The 24,288-nt window shown below is 61.8% G+C and carries 17 protein-coding genes; 7 read left to right on the top strand and 10 right to left on the bottom strand.

What is annotated here, in order from left to right; translation table 11 throughout:
- Positions 1-186 precede the first annotated feature (186 nt).
- Both argS and BUS06_RS31085 read left to right on the top strand, forming a co-directional pair.
- Positions 187-1,926, top strand: coding sequence for an arginine--tRNA ligase (argS, locus tag BUS06_RS31090; RefSeq protein WP_074268156.1), 1,740 nt, complete (start codon positions 187-189; stop codon positions 1,924-1,926).
- Positions 1,927-2,754: 828 nt separating this feature from the next.
- Entirely contained in the window at positions 2,755-5,490 is a 2,736-nt protein-coding gene (locus BUS06_RS31085; RefSeq protein ID WP_074268155.1) for a TonB-dependent receptor, read from the top strand.
- A gap of 114 nt (positions 5,491-5,604) precedes the next feature.
- Here the strand turns inward: BUS06_RS31085 and BUS06_RS31080 are convergent, their stop codons facing one another.
- Both BUS06_RS31080 and BUS06_RS31075 read right to left on the bottom strand, forming a co-directional pair.
- A complete protein-coding gene (locus BUS06_RS31080; RefSeq protein ID WP_074268154.1) occupies positions 5,605-6,249 on the bottom strand; it encodes an HD domain-containing protein in 645 nt (214 codons plus the stop codon).
- A 70-nt stretch (positions 6,250-6,319) separates the two neighbouring features.
- Positions 6,320-6,571: a hypothetical protein gene (locus tag BUS06_RS31075; protein ID WP_074268153.1), complete on the bottom strand. Its 252-nt coding sequence runs from the start codon at positions 6,569-6,571 to the stop codon at positions 6,320-6,322.
- A 147-nt stretch (positions 6,572-6,718) separates the two neighbouring features.
- Between BUS06_RS31075 and BUS06_RS31070 the strand changes: the two genes are divergently transcribed.
- Together BUS06_RS31070 and BUS06_RS31065 are read left to right on the top strand one after the other, a co-directional pair.
- Entirely contained in the window at positions 6,719-7,552 is an 834-nt protein-coding gene (locus tag BUS06_RS31070) for an AraC family transcriptional regulator (RefSeq protein ID WP_074268152.1), read from the top strand.
- A gap of 229 nt (positions 7,553-7,781) precedes the next feature.
- Entirely contained in the window at positions 7,782-8,207 is a 426-nt protein-coding gene (locus tag BUS06_RS31065) for a PRC-barrel domain-containing protein (protein ID WP_074268151.1), read from the top strand.
- Between the two features lie 234 nt (positions 8,208-8,441).
- Here the strand turns inward: BUS06_RS31065 and BUS06_RS31060 are convergent, their stop codons facing one another.
- Together BUS06_RS31060 and BUS06_RS31055 are read right to left on the bottom strand one after the other, a co-directional pair.
- Positions 8,442-8,951: a GAF domain-containing protein gene (locus BUS06_RS31060; protein WP_074268150.1), complete on the bottom strand. Its 510-nt coding sequence runs from the start codon at positions 8,949-8,951 to the stop codon at positions 8,442-8,444.
- Between the two features lie 99 nt (positions 8,952-9,050).
- Positions 9,051-9,857 (bottom strand): DUF899 family protein, encoded by an 807-nt coding sequence (locus BUS06_RS31055; protein ID WP_083611693.1) that lies wholly within the window; start codon positions 9,855-9,857, stop codon positions 9,051-9,053.
- A gap of 306 nt (positions 9,858-10,163) precedes the next feature.
- Here BUS06_RS31055 and BUS06_RS31050 point away from each other — a divergent pair, with 306 nt between their 5' ends.
- Positions 10,164-11,681 carry a GGDEF domain-containing protein gene (locus BUS06_RS31050; RefSeq protein ID WP_074268149.1) on the top strand — a complete coding sequence of 506 codons (1,518 nt, stop codon included), beginning with the start codon at positions 10,164-10,166 and terminating at the stop codon, positions 11,679-11,681.
- Between the two features lie 70 nt (positions 11,682-11,751).
- On the opposite strand, the gene BUS06_RS31045 is transcribed toward BUS06_RS31050, so the two are convergent.
- Entirely contained in the window at positions 11,752-12,801 is a 1,050-nt protein-coding gene (locus tag BUS06_RS31045) for a HoxN/HupN/NixA family nickel/cobalt transporter (RefSeq protein ID WP_074269398.1), read from the bottom strand.
- Between the two features lie 226 nt (positions 12,802-13,027).
- Here BUS06_RS31045 and BUS06_RS31040 point away from each other — a divergent pair, with 226 nt between their 5' ends.
- Positions 13,028-14,146, top strand: coding sequence for a 3-deoxy-7-phosphoheptulonate synthase (locus BUS06_RS31040; RefSeq protein ID WP_074268148.1), 1,119 nt, complete (start codon positions 13,028-13,030; stop codon positions 14,144-14,146).
- Positions 14,147-14,304: 158 nt separating this feature from the next.
- On the opposite strand, the gene BUS06_RS31035 is transcribed toward BUS06_RS31040, so the two are convergent.
- The 5 genes from BUS06_RS31035 to BUS06_RS31015 form a co-directional block, all read right to left on the bottom strand.
- Positions 14,305-15,786 (bottom strand): heavy metal sensor histidine kinase, encoded by a 1,482-nt coding sequence (locus BUS06_RS31035; protein WP_174567564.1) that lies wholly within the window; start codon positions 15,784-15,786, stop codon positions 14,305-14,307.
- 8 nt (positions 15,787-15,794) lie between these two features.
- Entirely contained in the window at positions 15,795-16,481 is a 687-nt protein-coding gene (locus BUS06_RS31030) for a heavy metal response regulator transcription factor (RefSeq protein WP_074268147.1), read from the bottom strand.
- 118 nt (positions 16,482-16,599) lie between these two features.
- Positions 16,600-18,081, bottom strand: a complete 1,482-nt coding sequence (locus BUS06_RS31025) for an efflux transporter outer membrane subunit (protein ID WP_074268146.1) — start codon at positions 18,079-18,081, stop codon at positions 16,600-16,602.
- Positions 18,081-19,304, bottom strand: coding sequence for an efflux RND transporter periplasmic adaptor subunit (locus tag BUS06_RS31020; RefSeq protein ID WP_074268145.1), 1,224 nt, complete (start codon positions 19,302-19,304; stop codon positions 18,081-18,083). Before BUS06_RS31020 ends, BUS06_RS31025 begins: the two co-directional genes overlap by 1 nt.
- Positions 19,305-19,326: 22 nt before the next feature.
- Positions 19,327-22,530, bottom strand: coding sequence for an efflux RND transporter permease subunit (locus BUS06_RS31015; RefSeq protein ID WP_074268144.1), 3,204 nt, complete (start codon positions 22,528-22,530; stop codon positions 19,327-19,329).
- Positions 22,531-23,216: 686 nt separating this feature from the next.
- Here BUS06_RS31015 and BUS06_RS31010 point away from each other — a divergent pair.
- Positions 23,217-24,236 (top strand): DMT family transporter, encoded by a 1,020-nt coding sequence (locus BUS06_RS31010; RefSeq protein ID WP_083611691.1) that lies wholly within the window; start codon positions 23,217-23,219, stop codon positions 24,234-24,236.
- Positions 24,237-24,288 lie beyond the last annotated feature (52 nt).

Genomic DNA, 24,288 nt, shown 5'->3' with positions numbered 1-24,288 from the left:
CCCGCCCAGGCGCTCGCCTGCGCCATGTAGAATCGCTGGAAGGACAAGGCGCCTGCCCGCCGGTCGCCTTGTCCACCAGAAGCAAAACTCAAGCTGCAGCGACCGCGTTTCTGCCCGACCTCCCCTTCCGGGGCTACGTCAGCCCTGCCTGGTCGCATCCTCCAAAAACACTCAACGCCCTGATCGATGCCGAATCAAACCCTGCTCCAACTTCTCAACGCGCGTGTCCAGGATGCCCTCGCGGCCGCAGGCTGCGCGGATGCCAGTGCCAACGTCCAACCTGCCGGCCGTCCCGAGCATGGGGACTATCAGGCGAACGGGATCATGGCGGCAGCGAAATCGCGCAAACTCAATCCGCGCCAGTTGGCCCAGACGGTGGTGGAGCACCTTGATCTCAAAGGCATTGTCAGCCAAGTCGAGATCGCCGGACCCGGCTTTATCAACATGACGATCGCACCAGAGTATCTCGCGCGCTGGGTGACGCAGGCGCTAAACGACAACGGTGGCCTCGCAGTGCCGCGCATGACCGGGAACGCCGTGCAATGTGTCGTGATCGACTACTCGTCGCCGAATCTCGCCAAGGAAATGCACGTGGGCCATCTGCGCTCTACCGTGATCGGCGACGCGTTGGCGCGGGTTTTGCGTTTCGTCGGTCACAAGGTGGTCGCGCAGAATCACGTCGGCGATTGGGGCACGCAATTCGGCATGCTGACCGCATCCATGGACGAAGCCGGCACAGATGACGCTTCGAACGTCGCCCTTGCCGATCTCGAAGTGTTCTATCGGAATGCGAAGAAACGCTTCGACGAAGATCCGGCATTCGCCAATCGGGCGCGCGACTACGTGGTCAAACTGCAAGGCGGCGACCCGCGCGTGCTCGAACTTTGGAAGCGCTTTCTCGATGTTTCGATGACTCATTGCGAGGAGATTTATCGTCAGCTGAACGTGGGCCTGACACGGGCCGATGTTCACGGCGAAAGTGCCTATAACGACGACTTACCGGTGGTCGTCGCCGACCTCCAGGCCAAGGGCCTCGCCGTCACGAGCGACGGTGCGCAGGTGGTCTTTCTCAGCGAATTCAGCGGCAAGGACGGCGAGCCCGCAGCCTATATCGTGCAAAAACAGGACGGCGGCTATCTCTACTCCACCACCGATCTCGCCGCGACCCGCTATCGCGTCGGCACGCTAAAGGCGGACCGTGCGCTCTACGTGGTCGACGCCCGGCAGAAGCTGCACTTCCAGCAGGTGTTTTCCGTGGCGCGCCAGGCCGGTTACGTACCGCCCGAGGTCCAGCTGGAACACGTTGGATTCGGCGTGGTGCTCGGCGACGACGGCAAGCCGTTCAAAACGCGCAGCGGCGACACGGTCAAACTCGCGGAGCTGCTGGCGGAAGCGACGCAACGGGCCTTCAATCTGGTCAGCGAAAAAAGTCCCGAGTTGCCGGAAGCCGACCGGCGTGCGATTGCGCAGGTCGTCGGCATTGGCGCCATCAAGTACTTCGACCTGGCCAGGAACCGCAGCACGGATTACGTTTTCGATTGGGCCAGCATGCTGTCCTTCGAAGGCAACACTGCGCCGTACCTTCAATATGCCTACACGCGTGTCCAGAGCGTGTTGCGCCGCGCAAATGCATCGGACGTGGACGCCACCGTGAGCCTCGTGGAACCGGCCGAGCGGCAACTTGCGCTGCAGCTGGCGCGCTTTTCCGATGCCGTGCTGGCCGTGGCACAAGACGCGTTGCCGAATTATCTGTGCGCCTACCTGTACGATCTGGCTGCAGTCCTGATGCGCTTTTACGAAGCGTGCCCGGTGCTCAGCGCAACCGGCGAGACACGAACAAGCCGTCTGCAGTTATGCCGTTTGACTGCCGACACGCTGCGCACAGGCCTCGGGCTACTCGGGATCGATGTGCTTGAGGCGATGTGAAAAAGCCAACTCGCGGAGCGGCACGCCACAGGCACACTCCGGCAGCGGGCCGCAACGGTCCGCACAATTACAAATCGTAATTTCACAGATCGAGCGCTCGGGGGTCGGCGTGCGCCGGCCGCACGCTCGACGGCGCTTCAGAACGATTCAGTCGCGCCTCAGGCGTAAGCACTTCCGACCGGCTAAGGGCACTCGCCTAGCGACGGCGAGCGGGTCGGCCATGATTAGACGAAGCACTCTAGACGCCCCGGCTGGGCGTGCAGACCGGCACAGCAAACAAATCGGCGAGAAAACAACAAGATTTATTTGTATCAAACTAATTTTGACTAGGCGATTGTGTCTTGGTAGTGTTTTGCAACCGTTCGTAAGACATGTGTCAACACAGCCCGTCGACCGGTAAAAATGGCCTCGGCAACATCTTGCGAATGCAAGCAACAGGCCCGCTTTGAGTTCTCGACAAGTGAGATGTGAAACGCATTAACCAGCGATCATGTAAAGCATTTAGTAAGGAATGCATAAGGTTAATGTGTGCTTGATTTAAAGATGAGAGTGTCAGCAGCAGGAAATCACAGGAGCTGACCGACACCCGCCTGGCAAGACAAAAACGCTGCGCAATCCGGCAATAGAACATTAGTGCTACTAAATACAAAGTAGCCCCCCACCGGTTTGGCCGTGCCTCGTGCATGGCAAGTCGTGGTGCGTGATGACACACGTGGGGCGGCTTGTGACGGAATACGGCGAATCTTTGCCGTGCAGAGGGTGGAGAGGTCCAAAAGGCCTCTCTTCGCACAACAGCGTCTGGCCTTACTGACAAGTGTGAGGGGAATGATGAAACAAAGGGCATTAGCAATCGCCATCAGAAGAATAATCTGGGCTGAGCTGGCATTCTCAGCTGCGATCGCCGTTCCGGCGTTTGCGCAAAGCCAGCCGGCTGCGACGGGGGCAACACCCGCAACACCTATAACAACAGCACAAAACGATGCAACGCCGGGCACGACACCAACGCCAGCGCCGGCACCCAGCGGCACGTCAGGCACCACCGGCACGGGCAGCGGCCAGGTGAAGCAGCTGCAAACCTTCCAGGTGACCGGTTCGCTGATCCGCAGTTCGGACAAGGTCGGTTTCAACCAGGTTCAGACGGTTACCCAGAAAGACATCCAGGACAGCGGGGCAACGACCGTTTCCGACTTCCTGCGGCAGACGTCGGCGAACTCGGCCGATAGCTGGAGCGAAGGCCAAACCTCGAATTTCGCTGCGGGCGCCGCCGGTATTGCCCTGCGTGGTCTCAGCGAAAAATACACCCTCGTCCTGCTCGACGGCCAGCGTGTCGCGCCGTTTGCGTTCTTTTCGAACAGCGTCGACTCGTTCTTCGACCTGAACTCGCTTCCGCTGAACGACATCGACCGCATCGAAATCGTGAAGACCGGGGCCGTTTCGCAATACGGCTCGGACGCCGTCGCCGGCGTGGTCAACATCATCACGAAGCACGACTTTCAGGGCCTGCAACTCGACGGCAGCCTGGGCACTTCGGTGAGCAACAGCGCGGGCAATGGTACGTACAAGTTTGGCGTGCTGGCTGGCTTTGGCGATCTGAATTCGGACCGCTTCAACGTCACCGTAGCGGCGAGCGCTTACAAGGACAACGGTTCCACGCTGGCCGACCGCGACTCGACGCGTAACCAGGACTTCACCGGTCAGCCGGGCGGTTATTCGTTGCTCGCGCCGTCATACTGGAACATGGCCGATGGCAGCGCGCAGGCTGTGGGCGGATGCCTCGGCGGCGGCACAACCCATCCGGCGTCCACCAACTCGCTGAGCGCGGGCTCGGCAGGTACGGTCTGCAGTTTCAACACTGCGAACGACACGTCCATCGCGCCGATGATGGAGCGCTACAACGCCAAGATTCACGCTGACTTCAAGATCAACGACACCACGACGGCGTACGCGGACTTGCTGGAAAGCTACAACCAGACCACGCAGAATGACGGTGTGCCGGTTGTCGGGAATCCGCAGGCCCCTACGCTGATCTGGAATCCGGCGACGAAGCTGCTCACGCCATTCAACTTCACAGTGCCGGCGAGCAACCCCTATAACCCGTTTGGAGTGGACACGCCGCTTACGTATGCTTTCCCGAGGGCTGTAGCGGAAACAACGGATGCCAACTATTACCGCGCGTCGACAGGCATCAAGGGTTCGTTCAGCCTGCCGTACGGTGACTGGGACTGGGCAACGTCGATCAGCCATTCGCAAAGCACGGTGTCGAACACGTATAGCAACCAGTTGAACGCGAGCGCGCTGGCCAACATCTACCAGAACGGCGTGTTCAACTTCGGCAATCCCGCGTCAACGCCGAACGGACTGAACGGTCTGTTCCAGAACGCGAACAATCTGGGTATCTCGAAGCTCGATACGGTTGACGCGACGATTTCGACGCCAAACCTGTTCCATTTGCCTGCGGGCGACGTGGGTGTGGGTTTCGGTGCGCAGTTTACGCACCAGAGCGAAACCCTCACGCCGGGTTACGAGTATGAGCAGGGCATCGTCACCAGTCCGGACCTCCAGACGGTGGATGGCCAGCGTAACGTGGCGGCCGTGTACTACCAGATCGACATTCCGATCGTGAAGAACCTGACGTTCAGCCAGTCGGGACGTTACGACCACTACAGCGATGTCGGCGGCGCGTTCTCGCCACGCTTTGCCTTGCGTTATCAACCGGTGCAGGCACTGACGATGTATACGTCGTACAGCCGCGGCTTCCGTGCACCGACGTTCGTTGAAAACAGCGCATCGCAAACGCTGGGGCTTCAGGTGAATCAGGCGACCGGCCAGAACTACACCTCGATTACAGAGGGCAATCCGAATCTGGCGCCTGAGCATACGAAGAACTTCAACATCGGCTTCGAACTGTCGCCAACGCGGACCACCGACGTCGGCCTCGACTGGTACAAGATTCGCGTCGACAACGTGATCGGCCAGGGTGCGCCTTCGCAGGTTGTTACCGACGCCAACGGCAACCTCCTGTACGAAGTCATCCCCTATCAGAACCTGGGCTACCTCGACACGAACGGCTTTGAAGGCACGCTGCGTCAGGCGCTGCCGACGAAGGTCGGTACCTTCACTCTCGCGGCTGACTGGGCTTACGTGAACAGCTTCAAGCTCGGCACCCCAGGTCAGGCGCCGATCAATGGTGCAGGCAACAACTACACCATCACGCAACCGTTCGGCGGCAGCTTCCCGCGCTGGAAGGGCAACACCTCGATCGACTGGAATTACCAGAAGTGGGACGCTCAGTTGACGTGGGAGTTTACGGGCCCGTACGCGCAGAATCTCTTGCCGGCCCCCGCTCCGGGCAAGGTTGGCTCGTATAGCCAGTTCAACCTGATGGTGCAGTACACGGGCTTCAAGCACTGGACGCTCTACGGCGGTGTCGACAACATCTTCAACCGCACGCCTCCGTACGATCCGATCTTTGCGAACGGCACGCTGGACCAGAGCGGTTACGACACGTCGATTTATAACTACCTTGGCGTATTCGCGCAGATTGGCGCAACGTACAAGTTCTAAGGACGTAGCGCGACTAGTAGTAGCTCTTCAGACCGCTCCGGCTCTCCTTGCGAGAACCGGAGCGCTAGTATGAGCAGGACACCTGATCTCTTTTGCGGTTACCCACACTAACGCTCAGATTTCGTCCGCGAATTCGTCGAGAAAGCGCTGCAGGCGTTCATGGCGGAGCTGTGCCAAACAGGCGCCCGTTTCAGTCTGGAAACCCGAAGCGAGTTTAAGAAGCTTCGCGCGGAAATGATCGAGCGCGAATCTTCGGTCATCCAGAGGCCGCTCCGATGCATGCGGATCGACCGGGTCATACAGCGCGCTGCCCATGCGGCCGGCGACATAAAAACACCGCGCCACGCCGAGCATGCCGATTGCATCCAAACGATCCGCGTCTTGCAGCGTCTTCGCCTCAACCGTCAGCGGCGCAACGCCAGCTGAAAAACTGTGTGCAGCGACGGCGTGCGCGACGGCTTCAACCTTGGCGGGTGGCCAGTCGAGCGCGAGCAGCACATGTGCGGCCTTGTCGGCGGAAAGACGCGACGCCTGACTGCGCAGCGGCGAGTCTTTCTCGGTCGGGACACAGTCGTGCAGCAGCGTCGCGGCGAACAGCACTTGCGCATCGCCGCCTTCCTTCGCCTGAATCGCCGCCGCATTTTTCCACACACGCTGCAAATGCGAGGTGTCATGCGAGCCGTCGCCGCCCGTGTCGCCCGTTTGCGGCAGCAAGGTGTTGGCCAGATCCTGGAAGGGGAAAAATGCAGGGTGCGTCATGAGGGTGATGGCAATCGCCAGTTGGGTAAGCCGGCGATTATCGCCTGGGACACCCTGACTCGCGGATTATTCAGTTCGCCTCGACCATCGACCGCAGCGCTACATCGCGGATCTCCAGCACCTCGAAGATCCCTAAAGCCCGCAGTGCCGGCAGGGCGTCGACGATATCGCGCTCTGCGTCAGCCCTTCCCTGCGCAGACGAACGGCGGTCCGTCCAGATTCTCGCGTTGGCGAGAAACGCACCCACGGTTCCCTTGCGCACCACAACCCCATTGATATCCCCCTGATTCAGATGGTCGGGTAACAGATCTTGTGCTTTCATCTTTAGCTTCCTTCATTGGTGATTTGAACCGGCCGCAGGTAGGCCACGCATCCGCCCATCAAGCCACGCCGCCGGAAAGATTCCACTGTAGATGGACGAGTCCAGCACGTCTCCGGTATAAAGGCCATTCAATACGTCGTTCCGGCCATGTCAGATCCTTTGATTTCCGTGCACGAGGCGGAATCCGCCAGCGGGCCTTTCCTGATCGCTGTCGAACGCAGCGGTGCTGAAACACGCATCACGCCCACGCATCAGCACGCCCGCGGCCAGTTGCTCGGCGCGTTGCACGGCTTGCTGTCGGTCGGGATCGCTAACCAGCAGTGGGTCGTGCCCGCCGTGCACGCGGTCTGGATTCCACCGCATCGGACGCATTCGCTGCGCTCGCACGGATCGTATTCTGGCTGGAGCGTCTATATCGACGAAGCGGCGTGTGCGGAGCTGCCCGCCGAACCCTGCACGATCAGGATGTCGGCGCTGCTGCGGGAAGCCGTCAAGCGTGCTGCGAGCTGGCGCGCGGCGGTGCTCGATACGGCGCAGTTGCGCGTGGCAGGCGTGATCGTCGACGAAATCCAGAGCTTGCCGCGCGAGCGTCTGGGCTTGCCGATGCCCCTCGACAGCCGCTTGCAGCGCGTCGCCCATGCGCTCACCGAAGACCTCGCGGACAACCGCCGGCTGGAACAGTGGGCCGCGTGGGCGGCGATGTCGCCGCGTACCTTGAGCCGCCGCTTTGTCGACGAGACCGGCTTCAGCTTTGCCGAATGGCGGCAACAAGCGCGCCTCTTGCGCGCACTCGAAATGCTGGCCACGCAGACGCCAGTCACGAGCGTGGCGCTCGAGCTCGGCTACGACAACGTGAGCGCTTTCATTGCGATGTTCAAGCGCGCCATGGGCACCACGCCAAGCCGCTATTTCCATTCATACGACGGAATTTCCGCGCGAGCGCCCTCTTCGGCAGGCAGCGAAGAAGAAGATGCCACGTAGCGCTCGCGATTGCCGTTGGCCTGGCACCGCGAGGCTGGCGCGACTACGGGCTTCTCACCGGTGGGCACAGTTAAAGTGCAGTGGTACGTGTTGAAAGGTATGATGGTTCCCCGCGCGCCCTGCCACGCCGGCAGCGCGCGACCCGCGGTTGCGGCGAAGCCTGGCCGGCGTCGCAACCGCGCGCACGAAGTACGTGCCCGAAACCGAATCTAACCACGGAGTGAACGATATGGCTTTGCACAAGGCAGTTTTGGTAGCAGTGGCACTCGCAGCATGTATCGACGCGCACGCACAGGTCGCCGGCACGCAGCCTCTGAGCGTCACGGTCGAGCAATCGCAGGCGCTTCTGCAAGGCTGGAGCGTGAAGAAGAGCGTGCTGGGCAAATCGGTCTATAACGACCAGAACGAAAAAATCGGCTCAGTCAAAGACCTGATCGTGGCACCGGACGGCTCCGTTTCGGCGGCTATCCTCGCAGCAGGCGGATTCCTCGGCGTCGCCACGCATGACGTCGCGGTGCCCATCGCCGCGCTCGACATTCGTGGCGGCAATCTGTATCTGCCGGGCGCGACCAAGGACGCACTGAAGGCAACGCCTGAGTTCCAGTACGCAAAGGTGCAAACACCGCCCAAGCCCAAGAAGGTTCAGGCGCAGTGACCCTGCAGTAGACCGCAGTGATCTGTTATCAGCAGTCCTGAGCTGAGGTTGTTGCGGCTGGCAGGGTCAGCCGCAACTCAACCGCAAGCGCAGCGCACCGGTTCGAGCCTTGCACTCGAATGAAAAGGATTCTCGCGATCGGCAAAGCTGTCGTGGCGGATCCACGCAAAATGCGCGACGTCGATAAAACCTTCTGTCTGGCGTCCCGCTGGATCACGATGCCTGCGTGCATCGCTACTTTGCCGCGGCACGCCCCCACGCGAGTTCGACGAACACCCGGCACAACGCCTCCATTCCCCTAGCGTCCTCGTCGTCGAAGCGCGCAATCAGCGGACTGTCGACGTCCCAGACGCCGATCAACGAGCCGTCGGCGGCAATCAGCGGTACGACGATTTCCGACTGCGATGCCGAATCGCAGGCGATATGCCCGGGAAACTCATGAACGTCACGCACGACCTGGGTCGCACGGGTCTGCGCCGCAGTCCCGCACACGCCCTTGCCGAGCGCGATACGCACACAGGCCGGCTTGCCCTGAAACGGCCCGACCACCAGTTCGACGCCGTCGAAGAAATAAAATCCCGCCCAGTTCAAGCCTTCGAGCGAGTTGAACACGAGCGACGAGAAATTCGCCGCGTTGGCGATACGATCGGTCTCGTCAGCGAGCAGCGAGCGCGCCTGGGCGATCAGCTCTTCATACTGGGCAGCCCTGGAAAGTTCGGTTGAAGCGGTAGAAACCTGAAACATGATGCCGTCCGTTGCGGATACCAAAGAAGCGGAGCGGCCACCGGCCTTGCGCGCCGGCCAGGCCGCTCCTGCGTTATGCGAACGCGTATCTTACGCCCGTCACGTCGGCTCGGCATGGGTGCCGCCATCGGTGGCCGGGTTCGTGTCGTCATGACAGCACGATCCAGCGCGGCCGGCGACCGCCGCCGGCGCGTCGTACTCCAGCTTCGGATACCAGTCCTTGCCACGGCCAGCCGGCGTCATGTCGAGCAAGGTCCAAAGCGGCATGATATCGGGGGCGCCGCGCGGATCCTGACCGGGATCGGCGGTCTGCGGTCCCATCTCCTCGCCCCAGAAATGCCGCAGCACGCCACCGGTGCGCGTGAAGACGTTGAACGCCGGGGTGTCGTCGCCGTCCGGGTCCTCATTGGCGTAATCGCGATTGAAGCTGTTGCCGCCCGACGAATACAGCCTCAGGTGGCGCCAACCCCGCTCGTTTTTGAACGCTACCAACCGCTCGATAGGTGATCGCGCAACCACCGCGAACGCCACCCGTTGCAGAATATCGGGCATCTGGCCGTCGAGGGCGCTCAGACACGACGTGCACATCGGACATGAGCGTGCAGTCTTCGGACCGTACATCCAGTTGTAGACGATCAGGGTATCGTGGGTACCGAACATCTCCGCGAGCGTCGCCGGCCCGTGTTCGCCGTCGAAGCGGTACTCCTGTGGCACCTTCCCGCCTGTCGGCAGCGCGCGACGCAGGGCGGCCACCCGCTCGATATGGCGACGCAGTTCGATTTCTTCCGCCAGCAGCGCATTGCGGGCCTCGCGATAGCGCGCGTCTTCGCCCGGGAATCGCCGCGGCGACTGCGCCAGCACCCGGGCCGGCTTCAGGCCTTGGGCAAATCCATCCGTGTAAATCATCCGTTACCTCCTGCCTGGTTTCGAGGAAATAAGGGCGCAAAAAACGGTCTGATGCGCGGCCTGGCTTTGCCGCATGACCGTCGATACCGCCCTACCTTCACGACGAACGGGAGATCGAAGAATCGACAGCGTCACCTCACAAACCCCTGGCGCCGCAACGTAATCGCGCATTACGGGTTGCCGGCTGCTACGCGCAGGGATATTGTCCATATAATCTAAAAAATGCACCGCAACGGTCGGCAATGGTGGGGGACAAGGTTTTCGCCATGCCGGCCGCAGACTGAAAACTGACTCCGGGGTCAAACCGTGCGCCGTCCGCCGAAGCTGACATACCTCGCGCTGATCGCCGTTTCGCTCGTGTGCCTGCACGTCATATGTCTACTGGCGTTTCGTGCGCAGGCAACGGTCGTCACCTACCCGTTCATGGTGCTGGCGCCCTCGCTTGCCTGCGCCAGTTGCTGCTGGCGGGCCGCGACCGAGCTTCCCGCGTCGCGTTCGCCCTGGATTCTGCTGAGCGCCGGGATGTTTTTGTGGACGTGCGGCATCTTCCTGAGTGCCTGGGAAGATATTTTCCAGCACATTCCGCAAAGCGCCGCGTGGTTCTCCGATTTCTCGTTCTTCCTGTATGGCGTACCGGTTCTGCTCGCCGTTTCGTCGGTATCGGACAAGCAACGCATCCCCTTCTTCATCTGGATGGACGCGGCCCAGGCGCTGCTGACCGGCTTTCTCCTGTACGTGAGCATTTTCTCCGTGGTGCCGTTTTCCGACGCCCCGCTCGAGCCAGTCTCGGCTACAACCCTGGTTCTGACCTACAACGCCGAGAACGTCATTCTCGCGATCGCCGCGAGCCTGCGTCTGCTTGCCCAGCCGCGTGGACAGGAGCGCAGATTCTATGCGCTGCTGTTCTGCTTCCTGTGGATCTACGCCGTCGCGGCCTACGTCTATAACAACTGGGCCGCCTCGACCGATGGGCACGCGCCGATGGACATCCTCGTCGATCTGCCGTTCCTGTTCCTCGCCGTGGCAGCGGTGGCGTCGCGGCCGTCGCGCCCGCTGCTCGAGGAGGTGAAGCACAAGCAGGCACTCGCGCTGTTCATCGAGAACGTCAGCCCGATCTTCTATACGGTGGCCCTGCTCGCGCTCAGCATCTCACTGATACACGAGCATTTTTATGCAGGAACGGTGGGGATTTTCACGGCTCTCGTGGTCTATGCCACGCGCTCGACTACGCTGCAGGCCCGGTATATCCGCGTGCAACGCGAGCTGCACGAGGCACGCGACCGGCTCGAACAGATGGCGCTCACCGATGCGCTGACCAATACCGCCAATCGCCGGCGTTTCGACGACGCGCTGACGCTCGAGTGGAATCGCGCCGTGCGCAACCGGCATCCGCTCGCGCTGCTGCTGATCGATATCGACTACTTCAAGATGCTCAACGACCGCTATGGTCATCCTGCGGGAGACAGGTGTCTCGTATCCGTCGCGCTCGCGCTGCAGTCGGCGTTGCCGCGCAGCGGCGATCTGCTCGCGCGCTACGGCGGCGAGGAGTTTGCGGCCATTCTGCCCTCAACCGATGAAGCCGGCGCACGCCTGGTAGCCCTAACGATGCAGGACGCAATCCGCGCACTGAAGATCCGCAACGAGACCTCCACGGGGCTCTTTGTCACCGTCAGCGTCGGCATTGCGGTGTTCGAATCGGCACATGCCGGCACCGCTGAAATCATCGAGGCCGCCGATCAGGCGCTCTACCGGGCCAAGCAGCTTGGCCGCAATCGCATAGAAGCGACTGCGCAGCACGATTTTCTGCGCAATGGCACACAGTAGGCTGGCGATCGGCACGCGGCAAGTCGTGGCTCGAAGCGCCCTCGTCGCGCCAGTGTCAGCTTCGGCCTCATCAAAGCGATTCAGCCTGAATGTCCACCTCTTCGAACCGCTTCCACCGGTAGATAGCCGCCGAAAGCAGCCAGCTGACGATAAACACGCCGACGATCCCATAGCCAATCAGGCCGAAATTGTCGTTCAGGCTGCCGATGAAACCCCAGAACGCGCCCGACAGATGCAGCTGGTCGGCGAGCAACCCAAGCCCTTCGATCCCACCCACCAGCAGCGCCACGACGACCGAGATCGTGGTGATGGTGATGTTGTAGTAGAGCTTGCGGATCGGCTTGACGAAGGCCCAGCCATAGGCGCCCAGCATCAGGATACTGTCGGTGGAATCGATCAGCGTCATGCCCGCAGTGAACAGCACCGGAAACACCAGGATCGACCAGATCGGCAGCCCTTGCGCCGCGCTCGCCGCGGAAATGCCCAGCAAACCGACCTCGGTTGCAGTATCGAAGCCAAGCCCGAACAGAAAACCCAGCAGGTACATATGCCAGCTTTTCGTGATCAGACGGAACAGCGGGCGGAAAATGCGTGCAAGAAAACCGCGGTTGTTCAGCAGCAGATCGAAGTCTTCGTCGTTGTAGGGCTCCCCGTTGCGCACGCGGCGAAACGCGCGGATCACCGAGCGCAGGATCACGAGGTTCATCAACGCAATCGCGAACAGGAACAGTGTGGAGACGATCGTGCCGATCACCGCACCGATTTCCTTCAGCCCATCCATCCGGCTTTGCAGCGCCAGGGCCGTGGCGGCGATGCCGGCCGAGGCCAGCACCACGATCGTCGAATGCCCGAGCGAAAACATCAGCCCGGTGCTGACCGGCCGCTTGCCCGCCTGCATCAGCTTGCGCGTCACGTTGTCGATGGCGGCGATGTGGTCGGCATCCACCGCATGCCGCAAGCCGAACGAATAGGCCAGCAGGCTCGTACCCATCAGCAGCGGATAGTGGTGAAACGCGATGAACGCCCATAGCCAGGCGGCGATGTTGAACACCACCAGGAAGCCGTATAGCCCGACGATTTTCCGCCTCAATTGACCGCCGCCGCCCAACAACGCTTTCATCAGATCCGTCACTGCCTGCCTCCCTGCATGCCCGGGTCGACAGCCTGCCGCCATGGCTCACTGTCGCGCTCTTGAAGTTGTCCGCCACAATAGTACTTTTTTCAAAAAAGATCATATCGATCCTGTTCCGTTTAGCATGCGGGACGGCCACTAACCGCCCAGCAAGCGCGGCACGCGCGGCGAGTGCGATAATCGAGGGCTACGACCGTGCCTTCAGGAGAGCATTTTGAGCAGCATCGACAATCCTTTACATGACCGCGAAGTCGGTGTGGCCGACCCGACCCAGGACACGACCCGTATCGACGACGTGCGGATCGGCGCGGTACGCCCGCTCATTTCACCGGCACTGCTGCAGGACGAGCTGCCGGTACCGCTGGGCGTGCAAACGCTCGTCGAGCAAAGCCGCGTGGCCATTGCCGACATCCTGCACGGCCGCGACGACCGGCTGGTGGTAGTGGTCGGCCCGTGTTCGATCCACGACCACGACCAGGCGCTCGACTACGCGCGCCGCCTCAAGCACGCCGCGGATGCGCTGAGCGAAGACCTGCTGATCGTGATGCGCGTGTACTTCGAAAAACCGCGCACCACGGTGGGCTGGAAAGGCTATATCAACGACCCGCGTCTCGACGGCAGTTTCCGCATCAACGAGGGGCTGCGCCGGGCGCGTCAACTGCTGCTGGAAATCAGCGAACTCGGTTTGCCCACCGCCACCGAATTCCTCGACCTGCTGAGCCCGCAATACATCGCCGATCTCGTGGCGTGGGGCGCGATTGGCGCGCGCACTACCGAAAGCCCGAGCCACCGTCAGCTTGCTTCGGGCATGAGCTGCCCGATCGGCTTCAAGAACGGCACCGATGGCGGCGTGCAGATCGCCGCCGACGCGATCGTGGCGGCGCGAGCCAGCCACGCGTTCATGGGCATGACCAAAATGGGCATGGCGGCGATCTTCGAAACGCGCGGCAACGACGACGCGCACGTGATTCTGCGTGGCGGCAAGAAAGGGCCGAACTACGACAGCGCCTCAGTGGAAGAGAGTTGCGCGGCGCTCAGAAAGGCGGGCTTGCGCGAGCAGGTCATGATCGACTGCTCGCATGCCAATTCGGGCAAGTCGCATCTGCGACAGATCGAAGTGGCGCAAGACCTGGCGCAGCAACTCAGTCAAGGCGAAAAGCGCATCATCGGCGTGATGATCGAGAGCAATCTGGAGGAAGGCCGCCAGGATCTGAAGCCGGGCGTGCCGCTGCGCTGCGGCGTGTCGATCACCGATGCGTGTCTGAGCTGGGTGCAGACCGAGCCCGTACTGGACACTCTGGCCAAGGCGGCACGCGAGCGCCGCGCACGCTGAAGCCAGCGCGCTGGTGTTTCCAGTGATGGCCATGGTGGCGCTGGTTGCCGTGAAGACGTTGCCGCGAATCGAAAAGCCATAGCGCACGCTGGCGCGGCCGACAACTCAGGGCCTGACGCTATCGCGCAGGCCTGTTCATCCGAGCCACCTGCCGCCTGTCAACGCCCAGCCGGGGCCGGCTCAGGCGTCACGCCGTGACCGCTCACGACGTTGTTGCGCTCGACGGTCATAACGGGTTCGCGTACCGTTTGCACTTCCTGCTCCGACTGTACATCGACCCACGGCGCATCGACCGAAAACGCGAACATGTTGACGCCGTTCGCGCTCTCGACCGACACCTTGCCGCGGTGCATCTCGGCGATTGCCTTGACAATCGCAAGACCGAGGCCGTGATTCTCGCGGCTATTGGTGCGCGACTCTTCCGCCCGGTAGAAGCGGTCGAACAGATGATCGAGTCTCGACGGATCGATCGCCTGACCTGGATTCGCCACCGCGATGCGCACCTGACCGTCCTGGCGCGAAATCGTCACCGTGACCGTGTCGCCGGGCGCGCAGTGCTGGATCGCATTCATCAGCAGATTGGTACAGGCGCGGCCGAACAGCGAACGGTTGACCGGCGCAAACGCATCGCCGCGCGACACGGCGCGCACCTGTGCCTCGTCGAACGGAATCTCGAGAAACTCCAACGTGCGCGCCACTTCCGCGGCGAGCGACACTTCGACGAGCCCCGTGGCGCGCTCGCCCTGATCGGCCCGCGCAAGGAACAGCATGTCGTTGATGATCCCGCGCATGCGTTCGAACTCTTCCAGATTCGACTGCAGCGTGTGACGCAGATCTTCCACGGAACGGTTGCGTGTCAACGCAACCTCGGTTTGACCGATCAGAATCGTCACCGGCGTGCGCAGTTCATGGGCCACGTCGGCATTGAAGGACTCGAGCCGCCCGTAAGCGCCGTCGAGCCGCTCCAGTGCGCCGTTAAAGGAGTGAGCCAGATCGTTCAGTTCGTGCGGCAGCGCCGCCGTATTCAGGCGCTGCGAACGGTTGTTCGGACTGACCTCGGAGGCGTCCTTGGTCAGACGCCTGAGCGGCGCAAGACCGATACGCGTGACCGAATAACTGAGGAGCAGCACCGCAAGACTGCCCAGGGTAGACAGCGCGGTGAGCGCGGCGCCGAAGGCCCGCATGGTGCGCACATTCGGCTGACAACTTGCCGCCACCTGCAGTTGCACCGCTGGCCGCACGCCCGCTGGCGGCACCACCAGCGTGCGCGTCAGCATGGCCGGCCCACCCGCCACGGGCTCGACCCGCGTATAACCGCCTGCCCAGCTATCGGTGACGCGCCCCTGAACCGGCGCACCGTAGTGGAAATCCGGATCGTCGCTGGAAACCGAGTACATCGTCGCACCGTCGCGCGGCGACATGTCGGTCAGCTTCTCGCGCGCCATCCGCCATTTATCCAGCGTAACCGAGTGGTACACGATGATCTTCGCGATCTCCATGCGGTCGTCGAGCGACTCGCGCAAATGGTGATCCAGCTGCGAACGCATCACGAGAAACAGGCCCGAGCCGACCAGCGTGAACACCGACAATGCGACGAGGGCAAACATCATCGCAAGGCGGCGCGCAATCGAGCGGTTAATTGAGCGGGTCATAGCAATTCTGCCTCCTCCCGTACCTCGAGCACATAACCCATGCCGCGCACCGTATGCAGAAGCTTGGTGCGAAATGGACCGTCCAGTTTGGCGCGCAGGCGCTTGATGGCGGTTTCGACAACGTTCGTATGACTATCGAAGTTGACGTCCCAGACCAGTTCGGTAATCGCCGTCTTCGACAGGATATCCCCCTGGCGGCGTGCCAGCACGCTCAGCAGCTGGAATTCCTTGGCGGTGAGGTCGAGGCGCACGCCGTCGCGCGTGGCGCGCCGGCCAATCAGATCGACAAACAGATCGCCGACCGAAATCAGCGTCGATTCCTGCGAACGGGTGCGGCGCGCGAGAGCATGCAGGCGCTCCACCAGTTCGAGAAACGAAAACGGTTTGGTCAGATAGTCATCCGCTCCTTCGCGCAGACCGCGCACGCGGTCGTTGATATGATCGCGTGCGGTCAGCATGATGACCGGTGTGGACTTGCGCATGCGCAGCGCCTTGAGCACGCTGAAGCCGTCGCGCTTGGGCAGCATCACATCGAGGACGATCACGTCGTAGTCGAACTCGGTGGCCAGATGCATGCCCTCTTCGCCATCGAGCGCAATGTCGACCACCCAGCCCTGCTCGGTCAAACCCGAGCGCAGGTAGTCCACCACCTTGTGTTCATCTTCGACGATGAGCAGTTTCATTCACGCCCCCTAATTCCTTACATTATACGAAACGCCCCGTTTTCCCGTGCGCGAGACGGGCACTCCCCCCTTTTTCCTGGTCATGCCCGGTCCATGCCGGGTACGTACCTGGCAATTGTCAGTTCGGATGGTTGTTCATTGCCTGCTTGTCCGTGACTGGCTGGCTGACATCCCAGCCGCCGCCCAATGCCTTTACCAGCGAGACCGACATGGTCATCTGCTGGCCGTGAATCTGCACATCCTGACGCTCGCTCGTCAGCAGCGACTGCTGCGCGGTGATGACGTCCAGATAGGCGACGAGGCCGCCCGAATAGCGGTCGTTGGCGAGCGACAGCAGGCTCTGCGCATCGACCACGGCCTGATGCGACTGTCTGGACGCGCCATCCAGCACCGACAGGCCGGTCACCCCATCCTGCACCTGCTGGAACGCGGTCAACACGGTCTGACGGTAATTCGCCTCGGCCTGCTGATAGCCTTCGCTCGCGAACTTGACGTTCGCCGAGCGGCGCCCGCCGTCGAACACCACCTGCGAAACAGCCGCGCCGAGCGTCCACATCAGACTGGGCGCGCTCAGCAGATCGGCGAAATTAGTGCTCTGCCAGCCGATACTCGGCGTGAGCGTCAGCGTCGGGAAAAACGCCGCCTTGGCGACGCCGATCTGCGCATTCGCCGCGGCCATCGCACGCTCCGCCGAGGCCACGTCCGGGCGCCGTTGCAGCACATCGCTTGGCACACCTAGCGGAATTTCGGGCACCTTCGTCTCGATCACCTTGGGCTCGATCGAGAATTGCGGCGCCGGCACGCCGACCAGCGCGGCAATCGCATGCTCGAACTGTGCCCGTTGCACGAGCAGCAGTTGCGCCTGCACCTGGGTTGAATCCAGCTCCGACTTCTGCTGCAGCACGTCGAGCCCGGACACCGAGCCCAGATCGTGTTCCGACGTCACGTAGTCGAGCGCTTTCTGCTGCAGGACCACGGAGCGGTTCAACACGTCGATCTCGGCGTCGAGTTCGCGCAACGAGTAGTAGTCGCTGGCGAGATCAGTCGTCAGCACGAGTCGCGCATTGGCGAGATCGTCGGCTGACTGCTCGGCGGAGGCCTTGGCCCCTTCCACCTCGCGACGGATCCGGCCGAACAGGTCCGTGTCGTAGTCGATTTGCGGTCCGACAATCAGGCCGTTCTGCACGGTCGACTGATTCGGTGTCGAATAGGTAGTAACCGGACGGTTCTTCGAGATCTTCAACCGCTCCGCCTGGCCGCCGAGATCGACCTCGGGTATCTCCTGCGCCGCGGTGTTGGCGAGCGTCGCCTTGGCTTGCTCGTAATGCGCGACCGCAGCGGCGAGTGTCTGGTTCTGGTCGAGCGCCTGGCCTTCCAGCGTATTGAGCGCAGCGTCGTTAAAGCTCATCCACCAGGTCAGATCCATCGGCGCGTGCGAGGGCTCTGCCACGTGCCAGTACGAGTCGGTGCGCCACTCAGGCGGTGCATCGGCATGCGGCTGATGATAATCGGGGCCCACTGTGCAGGCTGCCAGCAGTGCAGCCCCCACAGCCGCAGCCATCATACGCAGCGGCGGCACGGCGATCGGGCACCCGCGCATCACGCCGCCCCCTTGTTGGTGGCCGACGGCTGCTGGACTTGCACGTGATCGCCATCGGCAATCGAATCGCTCGGGTTGATGATGATCTTGTCGGTCGGCTCGATGCCGCTTTCGACTTCGAGCGTGTTGCCGAGATCCTGCGCAATCACGACCTTGCGCAGATGCACGATACCGTTACTGTCGACGACGGCCATCTGCGTACCTTGTGCGCGGAACAGCAACGCATTGCCCGGCACGAGGATATTGGCGTGCGTCGTCGACGGCACTGCGACCTGCACATAGGCGCCCGGGCGCAGCGCGCCGTCCGCATTCGGCAGACGCACTTCGATCTGCAACGAACGGGTCGGCACGTCGATTGCACCGGCGATGTGCGTGATGGTGCCGTGGAACTGCTTACCCGGCAATTCGGCCTGGGTCACCACGACCTCCTGACCGACTTTCACGTTCTGCGAGTAAGCCTGCGGCATCTGCACATAGACGCGCAGCGGATCGGACTGTGCCAGCGCGAACAATGCGCGGCTCGTGCCGCTGCCGGCATCGATCAGGTCGCCGACATCCACGTTACGCTGCGTCACCACGCCGTCGAACGGCGCCACGATCCGCTTGAACGATTCGAGCTGGTTCAGGCGCCGCACGTTGGCGTCCGCCGCGGCGAGATTCGCCACGTCCTGCGTATAAGTGCTCTGCCGCTCGTCCAGTTCCTGTTGCGAGACCGCATCGCGCGTGCGCAACTGCTGCCAGCGCTCATATGAACTCTTGGCGAGGCCAAGGCTCGAGTTGATCTGATCGCGCTGTGCCTTGGCCTGCTGCAGTTCCTGGTCGATTTCCGGCGTGTCGAGATCGGCCAGCAACTGCCCCGCCTTCACGTGCGCGCCGATATCGACGTACCAGTGCAGCAGATAACCGGTGGCGCGCGCGAAGATCGGCGATTCGACATAGCCGCGCAGCGTACCCGGCAGCAGCGTATTACCGCTGCCGTCGGCCTGTTTGGGCGTCACCACGTTCACGTATTGCAACGCGTTCTGCTGGGTCGTTTCGGCCACCGAACGGTTTTGCAGAATGTCCGCCACCACGGTGCGCAAGGCACCGAGCGCAAGCAGCACGAGCACGATCCAGATCGCGATCTTGGCGCGTTTCCATTCCTGGTGGCGGGGCGGCAAAGCGTGCCCATCCTCAGTGTCCCGCGCGGGGATTGCTAGCGAAGCATGAGTTTTTTCGGTCATCTCAGTCAGCCGTCATTTAACGTTACGCGTGCTTGCCATCGCCGGCGCTAGCGCCGTCGTCGGGGCCCTGCTCGCCATGCGCGCCACCGTTACGGCGAGCGAGGCGCGTATGGATCGCCGCAAAAACCAGCGGCACAAAAAAGAGCGTTGAAATCGTTGCAAACAGCAGGCCGCCGATCACCGCACGGCCAAGCGGCGCATTCTGTTCTGCCCCTTCGCCGAGACCCAGCGCCATCGGAATCATGCCGATAATCATGGCGAAGGCCGTCATCAGCACCGGACGGATCCGGCTCGCGCCTGCCTCGAGCGCCGCGGTCAGCGGCGGCGCGCCGGCGTGCAACCGTTGCCGCGCGAACGACACCATCAGAATACTGTTCGCGGTCGCCACGCCCATGGTCATGATGGCGCCGGTCAACGCCGGCACGCTCAGGTGCGTGCCGGTGAGGAACAGCATCCACATGATCCCCGCCAAAGCCGCCGGCAACGCGCTAATGATGATCAGCGGATCGACCCACGACTGGAAGTTCACGACGATCAGCAGATACACCAGCACGATGGCCATCGCAACGCCCACGCCCAAACCGAAGAACGACGTGCGCATGGTCTGCACCTGGCCGCGCACCACGATCTGGCTGCCGCGCGGCAGCGTCGCACGGGCCTGCTCCACCAGCTTGTTCACCTGCGCCGCGACGCTGCCCAGGTCGCGTTTTTCGACACTCACATACAGGTCGATCACCGGCCGGATGTTGTAGTGCGACACGAGTGCGAACTGCGTTTGCGGCCCGACCCGCACCAGGTTGCCGAGCAGTTGCGTCGGCCCGTTGGCCGTCGCCGACACCGGCGTGCGCAACAACTGATCGATCGACGAGATGTCGTACTGCGGCGTCTGTATCGCCACGCTGTACTCGACGCCGTTCTTGTTGTTGAACCAGAAGCTCGGCGATGTCTGCGTGCTGCCCGACAATGAGATGAGCACGTTCTGCGCCACGTTGTTGGCGTTGAGGTTCAACTGCTGCAAGCGGGTGCGATCCATGTCCAGATTGATCACCGGCTCGTCGACCAGTTGCTGGATGTGCGTGTCCACCGTGCCGGGAATCAGCCTCACCTGCTTGTAGAGCTTACGCGCCACGTCGAAGTTGCCTTGCTGGTCGTTGCCGACAACCTGCACGTCGATGGCGGCAGGCAACCCGAAGTTCAGGATCTGCGTCACGATGTCGGCCGGCTGGAAGAAAAATTCCACGCCCGGAAAGCGCTGCGGCAGGATCTGGCGCAGCTTGTCGACATAGGTCTGGGTAGGCTTGTGGTCCTCGTTAAGCGCCACCTGAATCTCGCCGTCGAGCGTGCCGATCGTGCCGGAATTGCTATAGGATAGGTTGATACCGCTATACGGCAACCCCAGGTTGTCGAGAATCGTCACCAGTTCTTTCTGCGGCACCACTTCACGTACAACCTTTTCCACTTCATCGGCAAGACGCGCGGTTTCTTCAATCCGCGTGCCGGTCGGTGCGCGCATGTGCAGACGGATGTCGCCGGCATCGACCGCCGGGAAGAAATCTTCGCCGAGCACGAACACCAGGCCCATCGAAACTATGCAGAAACCGAGGAAGATGGTGCCGAACCTGCCGCGACGTACCAGCACGGTACTCAGGATGACGATATAAGCTGCACGCATGCGCTCGAAGCCGGCGTCGAAGCGATGGTAAAGCCGCATGAACAGATTTGGCTTGCTGCCCGCTTTCGGCGCGTGCGCGTGACCCATCAGCAGCATGGCGAGCGTCGGCACCAGCGTACGCGAGAGGATGTACGACGCGATCATCGCGAACACCACGGCTTCGGCAAGCGGAACGAACAGGTATTTCGCCACGCCCGTCAGGAAGAACATCGGCACGAACACGATACAGATACACAGCGTGGAGACGAGCGCAGGCACCGCGATTTCGCCGGCACCTTCGAGAATCGCCTCGTGCAGATCCGTGCCCATATGCAGGTGCCGTTCGATGTTCTCGATTGTCACCGTGGCGTCGTCCACCAGGATCCCGACCGCCAGCGCAAGGCCGCCCAGCGTCATGATGTTGATCGTCTGGCCTAACGCATGCAGGACGATCAGCGAGGTGAGAATCGACAGAGGAATCGACACCGCAATAATGCAGGTACTTCGCCAGTTGCCGAGAAACAGCAGAATCATCGCTGCGGTCAGCGCGGCCGCAACGAGCGCTTCGCGGATCACGCCCTGCACCGCCGCCTTCACGAACACCGACTGGTCGAACAGCGCCTTGACGTCGAGGTCAGGCGGCAAGGCGGCGCGCGCGGTGGGCAGCAGCGCCTTCAACGAATCGACGATCGCCAGTGTCGAGGCACTGCCGGTCTTGAGCACCGACATCAGCACGCCGCGATGGCCATCCTGGCGCACGATATTGGTCTGAGGAGAGTAGCCGTCGCGCACATGCGCGACCTCTCGCAGATAGGTGGTCGCGCCATTGAGCGTGCGCACCGGCATGTCGTTGAGGCCCGCGATCGTGGCGGGCGACCCGTTCATGTTGACGGTGTATTCCTTGGGCCCGATCTTGGCCGTGCCGGTTGGCAAAATCAGGTTCTGCGCGTTAAAGGCATTCACCACGTCGGAAGGCGTCATGCCTTTTGCGAGCAAGGCGCGCGTGTTCAGGTCGACTGAAACGAGCCGTGTTTTACCGCCGTAGGGGTAAGGCACGGCAGCTCCTGGGATCGTCACGAGTTGCGGACGCAGGAAGTTGAGCGCGACGTCGTTGAGATCCTGCTCTGACTCTTTCGGACTCGACAGGCCGAGCTGGATCACCGGAATACTCGAGGCCGAATAGCTGATCACCAGCGGCGGCGTGGCGCCCGGCGGCATCTGCTTCAACTGCGCCTGTTCGACCGCGACCGTCTGGGCGATGGCGGTTTGAATGTTGGCGTTCGGCTGCAGGAACAGCTTGATGATCGTGATGCCGGCGAGCGATTGCGACTCGATGTGCTCGATGTCGTTCACCGTCGTCGTCAGACTCCGCTCATTGACGGAGGTGATCCGGTTGGCCATGTCTTCGGCCGACAGACCCGTGTAGCTCCAGATGATGCTGACGACCGGAATATTGATTTCCGGCAACACGTCGACTGGCGTCGTCAACAGCACGAACGGCGTCGCCAGCAGGATCAGAATAGCCATCACGATGAACGTGTATGGCCGCTTTAGCGCAACGTTGACAATCCACATTGAAACGCGCCCGAAAGAATTCTGGAAAGGATGAGAAGTCGCCGTGACCTGAACGTACGCGTCGTACGCGTTACGTTCACGCCGGATCAACGGTGACGTGCACGCATGACATCCGGGCGAATCATAAACGGATGAACGCCGCGTGCCGCAACGCTAGCGGACGCAATGCCAAACCGGTCGCCCCCGCTGACCGGCGAAGCCACACATGTCCCACGGTAAATCTGAGCCTATGCTAGTTGGTTGGCACCAACGTCTGCATGGCGCCAAAATGGCAAATCTGTCAGGAAGGAGAATGTAAGCTGACGGGTGTCGACGGCTGATTCTGCCGGCCTGACGGGCGAGCAAAAACGTGCTCAGCATAGCCTGTCCGTGTGACGACGAGCATCGGGTATGTTCCCACCTGGGCGGTCTGCGCGGGGTTGCGAACGGTGTGCATCGAGGTGGCTGTGATTTGCTCTATGGCTTCGAAACTCGCCTTGTATTATTGAACGATCAGTCATAATATTCGGACCAATGTTGGGCCGATGGGCTTATTGGTGCATGCGGTTCAGAACGTGGCCGCTTGCGGGGTTTTCTAAGTAAAACACCACGAAATAACAGCGTTCAGATAAGACGTATGGACACGGACAGTTCCACGGCGAAGACGCCACGGCGGCTCGTCTTTATCTATTTTTGACCATTCATTCATGAATAAAACACTCGAACCGTCCGTCGCCGTGAATCATGAATCCAGCGCTGCGGCCGCTCCAGGCCCACTCGTCGCCGCGTATGGCAGCTATGCGAAAGGCCTGTTTTGCTGTCTCGTCGCAACGGTGTCCTTCGGACTGATGTTTCCGGTGATGACGAGTGCGCTCACTCGCATCGATCCGTTCTCCTTCACGTCGCTGCGCTATCTGGTTGCGGGAGCAGCGTTTCTGATGCTGCTGCATCGCAAGGAAGGCAGCGCCGCTTTTCGTCTGCAAGGCGAGCCGGTCGTGCTCGCGTGGCTGCTTGGTTCGATCGGTTTCGCGGGTTTTGGCGCATTCGTCTTTCTCGGCCAGCAACTGGCAGGACGCGATGGCGCGCTCACCGCGTCGATCATGATGGCCACCCAGCCCATGCTCGGGCTGCTCGTCAATTCGGTAGTCCGGCGTGTGTTGCCGCCGGTCTATTCCTTTCTGTTCATTCTGCTGTCGTTTTGCGGTGTGGCACTGGTGGTGACCAAGGGGGATATCGGCGGGCTGCTGCACGAGCCACAGCATTACGCGGCCAATGCACTTATCGTGGCCGGCGCGCTCTGCTGGGTGATCTACACGTTCGGTGCGACGTTTTTCAAGCAGTGGTCGCCGCTCAGATACACGACGCTGACGATCTGGCTTGGCCTCACCACGATCATCGCACTCAACCTCGCGCTCTTTGCAGCGCACGCGATCGCGGTGCCGCGGCTCGCGGCGGTGGGCGCGATCACACCGCATCTGCTGTATATGGGACTTGGCGCGGGCTTTATCGGCATCCTCAGCTGGAATCTCGGCAACCGGATCCTGACGCCATTGAACGGGGTGCTTTTCATGGACGTCGTGCCGCTCACGACGTTTATCGTCTCGGCGTTGGCCGGCGTGATCGCCACGCCGGTGCAGATTGCCGGTGCCTGCATGACCGGCGCCGCGCTGGTTCTCAACAATCTGTATTTACGGCGCCGGGCGCGGCGGGTTACGGCTCTGGGATAATCCGGGGCAACTCGACCGCAAATACAAAGTCCCCGGAGGCACGAACGCACTC

This window comes from Paraburkholderia phenazinium, from assembly GCF_900141745.1.
Classification (GTDB): Bacteria; Pseudomonadota; Gammaproteobacteria; order Burkholderiales; family Burkholderiaceae; genus Paraburkholderia; species Paraburkholderia phenazinium_B.
This window is presented reverse-complemented; position numbering and strand designations above follow the sequence as displayed.

Bases quoted from the DNA above. Each gene is read 5' to 3' on its own strand.
- argS (WP_074268156.1), top strand. From the start codon at position 187: ATGCCGAATCAAACCCTGCTCCAACTTCTCAACGCGCGTGTCCAGGAT.
- BUS06_RS31085 (WP_074268155.1), top strand. From the start codon at position 2,755: ATGAAACAAAGGGCATTAGCAATCGCCATCAGAAGAATAATCTGGGCT.
- BUS06_RS31080 (WP_074268154.1), bottom strand. From the start codon at position 6,249: ATGACGCACCCTGCATTTTTCCCCTTCCAGGATCTGGCCAACACCTTG.
- BUS06_RS31075 (WP_074268153.1), bottom strand. From the start codon at position 6,571: ATGAAAGCACAAGATCTGTTACCCGACCATCTGAATCAGGGGGATATC.
- BUS06_RS31070 (WP_074268152.1), top strand. From the start codon at position 6,719: ATGTCAGATCCTTTGATTTCCGTGCACGAGGCGGAATCCGCCAGCGGG.
- BUS06_RS31065 (WP_074268151.1), top strand. From the start codon at position 7,782: ATGGCTTTGCACAAGGCAGTTTTGGTAGCAGTGGCACTCGCAGCATGT.
- BUS06_RS31060 (WP_074268150.1), bottom strand. From the start codon at position 8,951: ATGTTTCAGGTTTCTACCGCTTCAACCGAACTTTCCAGGGCTGCCCAG.
- BUS06_RS31055 (WP_083611693.1), bottom strand. From the start codon at position 9,857: ATGATTTACACGGATGGATTTGCCCAAGGCCTGAAGCCGGCCCGGGTG.
- BUS06_RS31045 (WP_074269398.1), bottom strand. From the start codon at position 12,801: ATGAAAGCGTTGTTGGGCGGCGGCGGTCAATTGAGGCGGAAAATCGTC.
- BUS06_RS31030 (WP_074268147.1), bottom strand. From the start codon at position 16,481: ATGAAACTGCTCATCGTCGAAGATGAACACAAGGTGGTGGACTACCTG.
- BUS06_RS31025 (WP_074268146.1), bottom strand. From the start codon at position 18,081: ATGCGCGGGTGCCCGATCGCCGTGCCGCCGCTGCGTATGATGGCTGCG.
- BUS06_RS31020 (WP_074268145.1), bottom strand. From the start codon at position 19,304: ATGACCGAAAAAACTCATGCTTCGCTAGCAATCCCCGCGCGGGACACT.
- BUS06_RS31015 (WP_074268144.1), bottom strand. From the start codon at position 22,530: ATGTGGATTGTCAACGTTGCGCTAAAGCGGCCATACACGTTCATCGTG.
- BUS06_RS31010 (WP_083611691.1), top strand. From the start codon at position 23,217: ATGAATAAAACACTCGAACCGTCCGTCGCCGTGAATCATGAATCCAGC.